This is a genomic window from Mangrovibrevibacter kandeliae (assembly GCF_024519155.1).
Lineage (GTDB): Bacteria > Pseudomonadota > Alphaproteobacteria > Rhizobiales > Rhizobiaceae > Mangrovibrevibacter > Mangrovibrevibacter kandeliae.
Map to the genome: position 1 here is coordinate 471,395 of NZ_JANIFJ010000002.1, position 12,915 is coordinate 484,309.

The window sequence follows — 12,915 nt, forward strand, 5'->3', positions numbered from 1 at the left end:
GGCCGGGATGACGACTATAAAGTCGAGCCCGGTGCAACGGCGTCCGAATCCCGCTAGATCATCGCCATGCCCCGCGCCTCCGTAGTCTCGATCCCGCCCGGCCTGCCCTTCCTGCCGACGCTGGCGGACAGCCTGATCGCCGGGCGCGTGGTCAAGGGCTTCCATCCCGAAGGCGATCCCCTCGCGCTCGCGAGCCTCACCGTCTACGTGCCGACCCGGCGTGCCGCGCGCGGCCTCGCCAGCGCCTTCGGCCAGGCGCTCGGCGGTGTCAGCGCGATCCTTCCAGCGATCCGCACGCTCGGCGAGGAGGACGAGACCGCCCTGTTCCGCGCCGAGGGCGCGCTGGACGGCCTGACGCCGGTGGCCGATCCGGTCGAGCAGCGGTTGCTGATCGCGAGCCTGGTGCGCCAGTGGCGCCGGCAGATCCGCGAGGAGACGCTGCGCGCCATCGGCAGCGAGGCCCTGAGCCTGCCGGCCTCGGCGGCCGACGCGGTCTGGCTCGCCGGCGATCTCGTGCGCCTGCTCGCCGAGATCGAGACCGAGGAAGCCGAGATCGCCGGCCTCGCCGGCCTCGCGCCTGATCGGCTGGCGCACTGGTGGCAGCTGACGCTGACCTTCCTCCAGATCCTCACCGAGCACTGGCCGCAGATCCTCGCCGAGCGCGGCCATGTCAGCGACACCGAGGCGCGCAACCGTCGCCTGCGGCGGCTGGCGGCGCAGTATCGGCAGGAGGGCGCGCCGGGACCGGTGGTGATCGCCGGCTCGACCGCGACCGCGCCCGCGGTCGCCGAGCTGATGCGCGCGGTCGCCGGGCTGCCGAACGGCGCGCTGGTGCTGCCGGGACTCGACCGCCACCTCTCCGACGAGGACTTCGCGACCATCGACGCGGCCCGCTCGCTCGCGACCGTCGGCCATCCTCAGCATGGCCTGAAGCGCATCCTCGCCCGGCTGCAGCTGCCGCGCGAGGCGGTGGATCACCTCGACCTCGGTCTCGACCCGGTGCTCGCCGCCCGCGAGGCCTTCGTCGCCGACGCCCTGCGTCCGGCCGAGACGACTGCCGCCTGGGGCGACAGCCGCAACGCACATCCGCCGGCGGCGCTCGACGGGCTGGCGCTGATCGAGGCGGACGACGAGCGCGAGGAGGCGCTGGCGATCGCCTGCGCGATGCGCGCCGCGCTCGCCGATCCCGAGAAGACCGTCGCGCTGACGACCCCGGACCGCAAACTCGCGCGCCGCGTCACCGTCGAGCTGAAGCGCTTCGGCATCGAGGCGAACGACTCGGCCGGCCGGCCGCTGACGGGCACGGCGCCCGGCACCCTGATGCTGACGGCGGCTGAGGTGGCGCTGCGCCCCGGCGACCCGGTGCGGCTCGTCGCGCTCCTCAAACACCCGCTGCTGCGGCTCGGCCGGACGGCCGGCGAGGCCCGACGCGCGGCGCGCACGATCGAGATGGTGGCGCTGCGCGGTGGCGTCGGCCGAGCCGACCTCGTCGGCCTTGCCGCGCTCTACGGGCAGCGCCGACGCGCCTTCGAGGGGAAGGACGCGGAAACCGGCGAGCGCGTCTTCGTCGCCCGCCCGGTGCAGCTGCTGCCCGAGGAAGATCGCGATCTTGCCGCCGACGTCGCCGAAGCGCTGGAGAAAGCCTTCGCGCCGCTCACCGCGCTGCGCGGCGCGCCCGCGGCGGAGATCGGCGCCTACGCGACGGCATTGACGCAGGTGCTGGAGGCGCTGTGCCGCGATCCCGAGGGCGATGCGTCCGAGCTCTATGCCCAGGAGGCCGGCGGCTCGCTCGCCGCCTTCCTGTCGGGCCTCGTCGCCTGTCCGCCGACCGGCTTCGCCTTCGACGCCGTCGAACTGCCCGACGTCCTCGTCGCGCTCGCGGCCGGCGAGACGGTGAAGCCGCGCGGCGGCCTCTCGGCCCGCGCCTTCGTCTGGGGCGCGCTCGAGGCGCGGCTGCAGAGCGTCGACACCATGGTGCTCGCCGGCCTCAACGAGGGCACCTGGCCGGGCGCCGCGCGGTCGGACGCGTTCCTGTCGCGCATCATGCGGGCCGAGATCGCGCTCGATCCACCGGAGCGGCGCATCGGGCTCGCCGCGCACGACCTTCAGATGGCGCTCGGCAGCCGGCGTGTGATCCTGACCCGCTCCCGGCGCTCCGGCGGCGCGCCGAGCGTCGCCTCGCGCTGGCTGCAGCGGTTGCTGACCGTGGCCGGCGCGTCGGGCGAGGCACAGATGCGGGCGGAGGGCGACGTCTACCGCGCCCATGCGCGCGCGCTCGACCGTGGACCGACGGAGTCCTACGCACTCGATCGGACGCCGGCGACGGACCGCGGTCGACCGTTCCCGCGCCCGCCGCTTTCGCTGCGCCCGCGCCAGGTCTCGGTGACCGAGGTCGAGCGGCTGATCCGCGATCCCTACGCGGTCTACGCCCGCCGCATCCTGAAGCTCGAGAAGCTGCCGCCGCTGCTGCGCGACCCCGGCGCGGCGGAGCGCGGCACCCTCTACCACCGCATCCTCGCCCGCTACGTCCTCGACGGCAACGACCCGACCGTCGCGGACGCGATCGCCCGGCTGATCGACGTTGCGGCGCAGGAGTTCGAGCGCGAGGCGCTGCCGCCGGAGGTTCACGCCGTCTGGTGGCCACGGATGGAGACGCTGGCACAGAACTACATCGCCTGGGAGCGCGAGCGCGATGCCGGCATCCGCGCCCGCATCGCCGAATGCCGCGGCGAATGGGATTTTCCAGACATCGCCACGCGCCTCACCGGCTATGCCGACCGCATCGACGTGACCGTCGACGGGCGGCTGCAGATCATCGACTTCAAGACCGGCACGGAGCCTTCGGTGAAGCAGGCGCGCGCCCTGCTCGCCCCGCAGCTGCCGCTGGAGGGCGCGATGGCGCGGCTCGGCGCCTTCGCCGGCGACCTTGCGACGCCCGGGCCGCTCGCCGACCTCCTCTATGTCCGGCTGCGCGAGAAGGCGTTCAAGGAGGACGGGCTCGCCGGGACTGAGAAGGGTGGGCTGGACTACACCGCCGACGGGCTCGCCGATGCCGCGCTCGAGAAGTTCCGGCAGCTCGTCGCCGCCTACAAGGACGAGCAGATGGGCTACCGGTCTCGTGCGCGGCCCTTCAAGGCCGGCGACTTCTCCGGGGACTACGACCATCTCGCCCGGGCCCGCGAATGGTCGATCGGCCTCGACGCCGCGGAGGACGCGCCGTGACGAGCTTCACCATCTCGGAGACGACCCGCCGCGCGCAGGGACTGGCCTCGGACCCGCGCCATTCGGCCTTCGTCGCCGCCAATGCCGGCTCCGGCAAGACGCACGTGTTGACCGAGCGGGTGCTGCGCCTGCTGCTCGCCGGCGCGGTGCCCTCGAAGATCCTGTGCCTGACCTACACCAAGGCGGCCGCCGCCGAGATGGCGAACCGGGTCTTCGCCCGGTTGTCCGCCTGGGCGGTGATGGAGGAGACGGCGCTCGCCGCCGAGCTCGCCCGCTTCGACGGGCGCCGTCCCGATGCGGATAGAATTGCCGCCGCGCGACGGCTGTTCGCCGAGGCGCTGGAAACGCCGGGCGGCCTGAATATCCAGACCATCCACGCCTTCTGCGAGGCGATCCTGCACCAGTTCCCGCTCGAGGCGGACGTGCCCGGGCATTTCGAGGTTCTGGCCGACGCGGAAAGCGCCCTCCTCCTCGCCGAAGCCAAGCGCCTGCTGATTACCGGCGCCAGCGCCACCGGCGAAGACGACTCCCGCCGCGTGCTGCCCGCCTTCGAGACGGCGCTGGATCTTGCCGGGGAATGGGGGCTCGACGCGCTGCTCTCCGAGATCGTCGCCCGACGCGACGCGATCCGCCGCTACCTCGTCGAGGCCGGCGGCCTCGACCCGGCGCTCGACCGCCTGCGCGCGGCGCTGGAGCTCCTGCCGCACGAGGACAGCGCCGACAGTCTGCTTGCTTCCCTGTGGCCCTGCCCACATCTGACCGAGGCGGTCTGCCGCAGCCTCCTCGCCGCCGCGCGTGCTGCCGCCGGGCCGACAGACGCCAAATTCGCGACCCGACTGACGGCGCTCCTCGAGGCGCCGAGCGCAGCGCTGCGGCTGGAGGCCTTTCAGGCGATCGTCTTCGATTCCAAGGGCAACCCGCGCAGCGCCTACAAGGGGCTGTGTACCAAAGCGGTCGCCGAGAGCGTGCCCGATCTCGACGTCCGGCTCGCCCGCTCGGCCGAACGCGTCGCCGAAAGCGCCGAGCGGCTGGCGACGCTGCGGCTCTACGAGGCGAGCGCCGCCGCGCTCACCATCGCCGACCGGCTGGAGCGCGACTACGCGACGCTGAAGCGACGGCGCGGCCGGCTCGACTTCGAGGACCTGATCGTGCGCACCGCCGACCTGCTGCTGCGCTCGGAGGCAGCGGACTGGGTGCATTACAAGCTCGACAAGGGCATCGACCATGTCCTGATCGACGAGGCGCAGGACACCAGCCCGCGCCAGTGGCAGGTCGTGCGGGCGCTGATCGAGGAGTTCTTCACCGGCGAGAGTGCCCGCGACACCCTCCGCACGGTGTTTGCCGTCGGCGACGAGAAGCAGTCGATCTACTCCTTCCAGGGCGCCTCGCCGGCAATGTTCGCGCAGGAGCGGCGGCGGATCGAGCGGCAGGCCGAGGCCGGCAGCCTCAGTTTCCACCGGCTCGAGCTGCACCAGTCCTTCCGCTCGGTGACACACGTGCTGCAGGCGGTCGACCACGTCTTCGCCGATCCGGACAACCGGCGCGGCCTGTCGAGCGGCGACGAGCCGCCGGTGCACGAATCGGCCCGCGCCGCCGAGCCCGGTCTCGTCGAGGTGTGGCCGCCGGTCCGCGCTGAACAGGCACCGCAGGACGAGGACTGGCTGAAGCCGATCGACCACCAGCCGGAAACTTCGCCGGCTAATCGACTGGCGCGGCGCATTGCCGCGCAGATCGCCAGCTGGATCGGCCAGCCGCTGACCGTGAAGGGCGTCACCCGCCCGCTCGGTGCCGGCGACGTCCTGATCCTGGTGCGCAAGCGCTCCGGCTTCGTCGAGGCGATGGGTGCCGCGCTGCGGAGCGCCTGCATTCCGGTGGCCGGGGCCGACCGTCTGGTGATCACTGACCACATCGCCGTACAGGATCTGATGGCCCTCGGCCGCGTCGTCTCCAATGCCGAAGACGACCTGTCGCTCGGCGAGGTGCTGAAGAGCCCGCTCTTCGACTTCTCGGACGACGACCTGATGGCGCTCGCGCTGTCGCGCGGCGACGCCGACACCCTCTATTTCGCGCTGCGGCGGCTGGCGCGGCCCGGCGGCGAGGAGCGGCTGCCGGACTTCGTGCCCCACGGCGAACGGGGGCGTCTGCGTGAGCGAGGCGCCCTTGCCTTCGACCGGCTGGAGGAGCTGCGGCGCCGGAGCGGCTTCGAGGGCGTCTTTGCCTTTTATGCCCGCGTCCTTGGCCCGGAGGGTGGACGCGCCCGGCTGACGGCTCGGCTCGGCGAGGATGTCGGCGAGGTGGTGGACGCGTTCCTGGATCTCGCCCTGGCTGAGGAGAGCGCGGCCGATCCCGGCCTCGACGCCTTTCTCGCCACGCTCGAGGCCACCTCGCCCGAGCTGAAGCGGGAGATGGAGCATGGCCGCAGCGAGGTGCGGATCATGACCGTGCACGCCTCCAAGGGGCTGGAGGCGCCAGTCGTCTTTCTGGTCGATCCCGGCTCGGCGCCTTTCTCGCACAGCCACGCCGCCCGTCTCGTCACCTGGGAGGACATGCCGGGGCTGGTGCCCGGCCAGGCGCCGGCCATCCTGTGGCGGGTCGGCAAGGAGACCGAGAATGCCGTCCTCGCGCGCCTGAAGGAGCTCGAGAAGGCGCGCGCCGAGGAAGAGTATCGGCGGCTTCTCTATGTCGGCATGACCCGCGCGGCCGACCGTCTCGTCGTCTGCGGCACGGCCGGGCTGCGCGCGCCGCACGAAGATGCCTGGCTGCAGCGCGTGCAGGCGGCGCTCGGACCGGTCTCCGTCGAGGTGAAGGACGAGGCGGACGCCGTGATCGCCTGGCGCTTCGGTACGGCCCCCGATTCACGTGAGACGTCGGACTCCGCACCAGCGGCGGCGGCGGCTGCACCAACGGCGGTGCTGGACCTGTCGCCCCTGCCGCCCGAGCCGCCGCCGCCGCGCCCCCTCTCCCCGTCCACGGCCGGCCGTGCGCACGAGGTGGAGCGGCTGGACGAGGAGCCCTCGCCGGCGTCGGGCTTCGTCTCGCCGGTGCTCGCGGGCGGCGCCGAGCCCTCGCAGGCGCTGCGCCGAGGCTCGGTGACGCACCGGCTGCTGCAGGTCCTGCCCGACCTTCCCTTCGACGAGCGCGAGGCGGCCGGCCGCCGCTATCTCGACGGCGTGCCGGAACTGCCGACGCCGGTGCGTGAGGCGGCGCTCACCGCGGCGCTTCGGGTGCTGTCGGATCCGGCGTATGCCGATATCTTCGCGCCCGGCAGCCGCGCCGAAGTGGCTCTGGCCGGCACCATCGACTTCGGCGGCAAGCCCTGGCGGATCAGCGGCCTCGTCGATCGCCTGGTGGTGACCGACACGGTGGTCACGATCCTCGACTACAAGACCAACCGCCCAGCCCCGAGCGCCATCGCCGAGGTGCCGGGCGCTTATGTCCTGCAGCTCGCGCTCTACCGCGAGCTCCTGCGCCCGCTCTATCCGGAGCACGCGATCGTAGCGGCGCTCCTCTTCACCGAGACGCCCGTGCTCATCCCGGTCGAAGCCGCGGCGATGGACGCCGCGCTCGCCAACCGCCTGAACCCGCCGGAGCCCGCCCCGGCGCCTGCGCCGGACGAGGGCTCGGCTTGATTTCGCGCGTGGCGGTTTCTACCTATCGGACGACGTGTTTGAAGGAGCCGATCATGGCCACCAAGAAGATCGACAGCAGCAATTTCGAGTCCGATGTCCTGCAGAGCGCCAAGCCGGTCGTCGTCGACTTCTGGGCCGAGTGGTGCGGCCCGTGCAAGATGATCGCCCCGAGCCTGGAAGAGATCGCCAACGAGATGGACTCGATCGAGATCGCCAAGCTCAACATCGATGAGAATCCGGAGCTCGCCGCGCAGTTCGGCGTGCGCTCGATCCCGACGCTGATGCTGTTCAAGGACGGCCAGCCGGCCTCCGTTCAGGTGGGTGCCGCGCCGAAGTCGAAGCTCGTCGACTGGATCAAGGGCGCCGCCTAAGCCCTATCCGATCGTCGATCGAGATCATCGAGCCCGGGCTTGCCCGGGCTTTTTCGTGTCTGCGCGTCGCCTGGACGGGGAACGAAAAAAACCGCCGGACCACGGGGATCCGGCGGTGGGTAATCAGGACCAGAGCCTCGTTCTAACGGGTGGGGGATGAAGAGTTGGTTGCGCGCCTCGTCCTTTGCCGGCGGATGCTGAACGAAGCGTCGCCGGTTCTTCCTCGTGACCGTCAGCTCGGCGCGAGGCCGCTGAACGCAAGGACGTCGCCGACGAGATAGAGCGAGCCGCAGATCAGGAAGCGCGGAACGGGCTCGCTCTGCCAGTTGGTCGACACGAGCCGGATGGCCTCTTCGACGCTGTCGCAGGGCTCGGCGTCGAGCCCCGCCTCGATCGCCGCGTCGGCGAGGTCGTCGGGATCGAGCCCGGCCTCCGAGGAGGCGATCGGCACGGTGAAGACATGCCGCACCAGCCCGCCGAAGGCCTTGAAGAAGCCGAGCGGGTCCTTGGTGTTGAGCATGCCGACGATCAGGAAGAGCGGGCGCTGCACCCGGTCTTCCATGTCCGCGATGGCCTCCGCGATGGCGACGCCTGCGCCCGGATTGTGCCCGCCGTCGAGCCACAGCTCGGCGCCCGGGACGGCCGCGGCGACGAGCGGCCCCGAGGTGATCTGCTGCAGCCGACCCGGCCAGTCGGCGTTCGCGATGCCGGTCTCACAGGCGGCCTCACTCGGCTCGAAGCCCCCGTGACGCAACGCGGCGATGGCGGTCGCGGCGTTGAACAGCTGGTGGCGGCCCGGCAGGCGCGGCGTCGGCAGGTCGAGCAGCCCGCGCTCGTCCTGGTAGACCAGGCGCCCGTGCTCCTCGTAGGCGAGGAAATCCTCGCCATAGACGAGCAGCGGCGCCGACACCCGGTCGGCCGCGGCCTTCAGCACCTCGAGCGCCACGTCCTCGGTCTGATGCCCGATCACCGCCGGCACGCCACGCTTGAAGATCCCGGCCTTCTCGGCCGCGATGAGCTCGACGCGGTCGCCGAGATAGGCCTCATGATCGAGCGAGATCGTGCCGACGACGCTGACATCAGGGCGTTCGATCACGTTGGTGGCGTCGAAGCGCCCACCGAGCCCGACCTCGATCAGGGCGGCGTCGGCCGGATGCTCGCTGAACAGCAGGAAGGTCACCGCGGTCAGGATCTCGAACACGGTGATCGGCGCGTCGCCGTTGGCCTCCGCGGCCCGGGCCACCGCCCGCGCCAGCACCTCGTCCTCGACCAGCCGCCCCGGTTGGCCGTGCCGCCCGAGCCGGTAGCGTTCGTGCCAGGAAACGAGATGCGGCGAGGTGTGGACGTGCACGGCGCGCCCGTCGGCTTCCAGGATCGCGCGCGCGAAGGCGATGATCGAGCCTTTGCCGTTGGTGCCGGCGACGTGCATCACCGGCGGCAGCCGCAAATGCGGGTTGCCGAGGGTGGCGAGCAGGGTGCGGATGCGGTCGAGCGCGAGGTCGAAGCCCTTGGGATGCCGCAGCATCAGCCGGTCGATCTCGGTGCCTGCGAGGCTGGTAACGGTCATGATCCTGTGCCGCTGTGGCGCCGGCGCGCGGCGAGACGCCTCACTGCGCGGCTTCGGCGACGGGTTCGTCTTCGTTATCGATGATCGCCGGGACCGGCTTCTTGGCCGACGTGGCCGGGGTCCGCGCCACGGCCGATGCCGGAGTCTTCGTCAGGAGCTTCAGAAGATTGGCGATGGTGCCCTTCAGCTCGTGGCGATGGACGACCATGTCCACCATGCCGTGCTCCATCAGGTATTCCGAGCGCTGGAAGCCCTCCGGCAACTTCTCGCGGATGGTCTGCTCGATGACGCGCGGTCCGGCAAAGCCGATGAGCGCACCGGGCTCGGCGATGTGGACGTCGCCGAGCATCGCGTAGGATGCGGTGACGCCACCGGTCGTCGGATTGGTCAGGACGACGATGTAGGGAAGACCCGCCTCCTTGACGAGCTGCACCGCAACGGTCGTGCGCGGCAGCTGCATGAGAGACAGGATGCCCTCCTGCATGCGCGCGCCGCCGGACCCAGCGAAGAGCACCAGCGGCCGGCGCTCGGCGACCGCGCGCTCGCAGGCGGTGACGATCGCCTCGCCTGCGGCCATGCCGAGCGAGCCGCCCATGAAGGAGAAGTCCTGCACCGCGGCGACGATCGGCAGCGCGTCGATGGCGCCGGTTGCAACGAGCACCGAATCCTCGAGCCCGGTCTTCGCCTTGGCATCCTTCAGGCGCTCGGTGTAGCGCCTCTCGTCACGGAACTTCAGCGGGTCGAGCGGCACCTTGGCGAACTCGATCTCCTCGAAGGCGCCGTCGTCGAAGAAGTGCTTCAGTCGCTCCTTCGCGGTGATGCGCATGTGGTGGCCGGACGAGGGGATGACCCACTGGTTGGCCTCGAGGTCCTTGTGGAAGACCATCTCCCCGGTCTCCGGACACTTGATCCAGAGATTCTCGGGCACCTCGCGCGGGGCGAGGAGGCTCGAAATCTTCGGGCGGACGTAGTTGGTGATCCAGTTCAAGACGGCGTCCCGTGTTGGATGGCGCGGTGCGGCGGTGTTTTCCCGCCGGCTCTCTCAAGGCCCTAATTGGCCCGGAAATCAGGCCTCTGCAAGGCGTGCGGCTCGAACGCCGGCGGCAAGGGCCTCGACCAGCCCCGTCACCGCGCCCACCGTGGCCGGGCCTGCGCGACCCTCGGCATCCAGCGTTTCGGCGATCGCGTTGACCAGCGCCGAGCCGACGACGACGCCGTCCGCGCCGCTACCGATCGCGCGCGCCTGCTCGGGCGAGCGTACGCCGAAGCCGACGCAGACCGGCAGGTCGGTGTGACGCTTGATCCGTCCGACCGCCGCCTCGACCTTGCCGGCATCCGGTGCGGCCGAGCCGGTGATGCCGGTGATCGAGACGTAGTAGACGAAACCCGAGGTGTTCTTCAGCACCGCCGGCAGGCGGCGGTCGTCGGTTGTCGGCGTCGCCAGGCGAACGAAGGCGATATCGCTCGCCAGGGCCGGCAGGCAGAGCTCGTCGTCCATCTCGGGCGGCAGGTCGACGACGATCAGCCCGTCGACGCCGGCCGCCTTCGCCGCCTGCAGGAACACGTCGACGCCATAGACGTAGATCGGGTTGAAGTAGCCCATCAGGATGACCGGCGTCGCCTGATCGCCCTCCCGGAAGCGGCGGACGGTATTGAGCGTCTTGGCCAGCGTCTGCCCCGCGTGAAGCGCGCGCAGGCCCGCCTTCTGGATCGCCGGGCCGTCGGCCATCGGGTCGGAGAAGGGCATACCGAGTTCGATGAGGTCGGCACCGGCGGCCGGCAGCGCCGTCATGATCTCGAGCGCCGTCTCCATGTCGGGGTCGCCGGCCATGACGAAGGTCACGAGCGCCGGACGGTTTTCGGCTTTCAGCGCGGCGAAGCGGGCGTCGATACGTGCGGTCATGCGAGCTCTTCGGTTCGGGTGGTTTCGTCCAGCCACGCGCTCGTCGCCGCGTCCGTAAGGGCGACGGCATGGCCGAAGATGGCAGGCGTGTCATAGGGATGATGGGTGCGGATCAGCTCGGCCGCGGCATCGAACAACGCGGCGCGGGTCTTGATCGCGAGGACGACCTCGCTCGCTGTCTCCACCGCGCCGTGCCAGACATAGCGGCTCTCGACGGGGCCGGAGACGGTGCAGCAGGCGGCGAGGTGCCCGGCGAGCAGCGCGTCGGCGATGGCACGCGCCACGCCGTCATCCGGGCAGCTGACGGTGATCTCCAGCGCCTCGATCATGGCGTCGCGGGGGCGGGTGTCGTTACCGCAGCGGGTCGCTGCGCAAGCGCTTCGATCTGGGACTGGAACGCAAACATGCCAGCGATGACGGCGAGCGCCAGGAGGACGACGGAGACGATGAAGCCCTTGCTCGGAAGATGAGAGACCTTCTCCTCAAGACGCGTGAGGCGATCACGAACATCGCGCATGTCGGTGCGCAGTTCCGAAACGTCGCGCTCGAGATGGGCCACCCCCGCTTCGAGATGAGCGACACGCGGCTCCATCCCATCGCCCGAGCCGCCGCCGCTGCCGCGCGAGCGCAGGACGGAGCGCAGGTTCGAGGGCGCATCGTTCGCCGGAAAGAGATGCCTCAGGGCATCGCGCTCACTCACTTTGGGCCGGCTCCTTCAGCAGCTCTTCCAGGAAACGCAGAAGCGTGCGGTCCGACAATTCGGACGCCTTGAGCATCTTCTCCACGTCTTCCAGATCGATCGCGCCTGCAGACAAATCCGCGAAGGCCTTTATCGCACGCTCCTGAAACGAGATGTTCGATCGAAGATGCGCCGCCAGAAGCGCCAGCGCAGCCGGCTGAACCTCGATGCTCTCGCGGTCGAGGAGATGATTGAACGCCTGTTGCGTCGCGTCGTATCTGCCGGCCTCCTCGTCCCCCATCCTCAGAGCTCCATGCCCATTGAGGCGGCGACCGTGTGCACGTCCTTGTCGCCCCGGCCGGAGAGGCAGAGGACGATCGACTGGTCCTGGCTCATCGTCGGCGCGAGCTTGAGGACATGCGCCAGCCCGTGTGCCGACTCCAGCGCCGGGATGATGCCCTCGAACCTCGTGCAGGTGTGGAAGGCGTCGAGCGCCTCGGCGTCGGTCACCGGCACGTAGTTCACCCGCCCGGCATCCTTCAGCCAGGAGTGCTGCGGGCCGACGCCGGGATAGTCGAGACCGGCGGAGATCGAGTGGCCTTCGAGGATCTGCCCGTCGGCATCCTGCAGGAGGTAGGTGCGGTTGCCGTGGAGGACGCCCGGCCGCCCGCCGCTCATCGAGGCGGCGTGACCGTTCTCCACCTCCAGCCCGTGGCCGCCGGCCTCGGTGCCGTAGATCGCGACGTCGCGGTCGTCGAGAAAGGCGTCGAACATGCCGATGGCGTTGGAGCCGCCGCCGACGCAGGCGACGACCGCGTCGGGCAGCTTGCCGGTCGCGTCCAGCATCTGCTGGCGCGCCTCGGCGCCGATCACCGACTGGAACTCGCGCACCATCTGCGGATAGGGGTGCGGGCCGGCCGCCGTGCCGATGAGGTAGTAGGTGTCGGCGACGTTGGTCACCCAGTCGCGCAGCGCCTCGTTCATCGCATCCTTCAGCGTGCCGGCGCCGGAGGTCACCGCGCGCACCTCCGCGCCGAGGAGCTTCATGCGGAAGACGTTCGGCTTCTGCCGCTCGACGTCGGTCGCGCCCATGTAGACGACGCAGGGCAGGCCGAAGCGGGCGCAGACCGTCGCCGCCGCGACGCCGTGCTGGCCCGCGCCGGTCTCGGCGATGATGCGGGTCTTTCCCATGCGCTTGGCGAGCAGGATCTGGCCGACGCAGTTGTTGATCTTGTGCGAGCCGGTGTGGTTCAGCTCCTCGCGCTTGAACCAGATCTGTGCGCCGCCGAGATGCTGGCTCAGGCGCTCGGCGTGGTAGAGCGGCGACGGCCGGCCGATATAGTGCGTGCCGAGATCGCCGAGCTCGGCCGCGAAGGCCGGATCCTCTTTCGCCGCCTTCCACGCCGCCTCGAGGTCGAGGATCAGCGGCATCAGCGTCTCGGCGACGAAGCGGCCGCCGTAATTGCCGAAGCGGCCGTCCTCATCCGGGCCGGAGCGATAGGAATTGAGCGGGAGCGACTGATTCACGGGCTCGGTCTTTCGCT

General features: G+C 70.6%; 10 protein-coding genes. 3 read left to right on the forward strand and 7 right to left on the reverse strand.

Annotated features, from left to right (window positions below):
* The first annotated feature begins 66 nt into the window (after positions 1–66).
* The 3 genes from addB to trxA are packed head-to-tail and all read left to right on the forward strand — an operon-like array spanning position 67 to position 7,222.
* Positions 67–3,222: a double-strand break repair protein AddB gene (gene addB, locus NPA30_RS08510; RefSeq protein WP_256802196.1), complete on the forward strand. Its 3,156-nt coding sequence runs from the start codon at positions 67–69 to the stop codon at positions 3,220–3,222.
* Positions 3,219–6,851: a double-strand break repair helicase AddA gene (addA, locus tag NPA30_RS08515; protein WP_256802197.1), complete on the forward strand. Its 3,633-nt coding sequence runs from the start codon at positions 3,219–3,221 to the stop codon at positions 6,849–6,851. The genes addB and addA overlap by 4 nt, the downstream gene beginning before the upstream one ends.
* Before the next feature lie 53 nt (positions 6,852–6,904).
* On the forward strand, positions 6,905–7,222 hold the full coding sequence (gene trxA, locus NPA30_RS08520) for a thioredoxin (protein WP_256802198.1): 318 nt from the start codon (positions 6,905–6,907) through the stop codon (positions 7,220–7,222).
* 232 nt (positions 7,223–7,454) lie between these two features.
* Here trxA and NPA30_RS08525 read toward each other — a convergent pair whose 3' ends face one another.
* The 7 genes from NPA30_RS08525 to trpB form a co-directional block, all read right to left on the reverse strand.
* Positions 7,455–8,789, reverse strand: coding sequence for a bifunctional folylpolyglutamate synthase/dihydrofolate synthase (locus NPA30_RS08525; protein ID WP_256802199.1), 1,335 nt, complete (start codon positions 8,787–8,789; stop codon positions 7,455–7,457).
* Positions 8,790–8,829: 40 nt separating this feature from the next.
* The gene (gene accD, locus NPA30_RS08530; protein ID WP_256802200.1) at positions 8,830–9,777 is read right to left on the reverse strand and encodes an acetyl-CoA carboxylase, carboxyltransferase subunit beta; all 948 of its coding nucleotides are present in this window, start codon (positions 9,775–9,777) and stop codon (positions 8,830–8,832) included.
* Between the two features lie 78 nt (positions 9,778–9,855).
* Positions 9,856–10,692, reverse strand: a complete 837-nt coding sequence (trpA, locus tag NPA30_RS08535; protein ID WP_256802201.1) for a tryptophan synthase subunit alpha — start codon at positions 10,690–10,692, stop codon at positions 9,856–9,858.
* Positions 10,689–11,021, reverse strand: coding sequence for a divalent-cation tolerance protein CutA (gene cutA, locus NPA30_RS08540; RefSeq protein WP_256802202.1), 333 nt, complete (start codon positions 11,019–11,021; stop codon positions 10,689–10,691). The genes trpA and cutA overlap by 4 nt, the downstream gene beginning before the upstream one ends.
* A complete protein-coding gene (locus NPA30_RS08545) occupies positions 11,018–11,392 on the reverse strand; it encodes a hypothetical protein (RefSeq protein ID WP_256802203.1) in 375 nt (124 codons plus the stop codon). The genes cutA and NPA30_RS08545 overlap by 4 nt, the downstream gene beginning before the upstream one ends.
* Positions 11,385–11,672: a hypothetical protein gene (locus NPA30_RS08550; RefSeq protein WP_256802204.1), complete on the reverse strand. Its 288-nt coding sequence runs from the start codon at positions 11,670–11,672 to the stop codon at positions 11,385–11,387. The genes NPA30_RS08545 and NPA30_RS08550 overlap by 8 nt, the downstream gene beginning before the upstream one ends.
* A gap of 2 nt (positions 11,673–11,674) precedes the next feature.
* Positions 11,675–12,898 (reverse strand): tryptophan synthase subunit beta, encoded by a 1,224-nt coding sequence (gene trpB / locus NPA30_RS08555; RefSeq protein WP_256802205.1) that lies wholly within the window; start codon positions 12,896–12,898, stop codon positions 11,675–11,677.
* Positions 12,899–12,915: the final 17 nt, after the last annotated feature.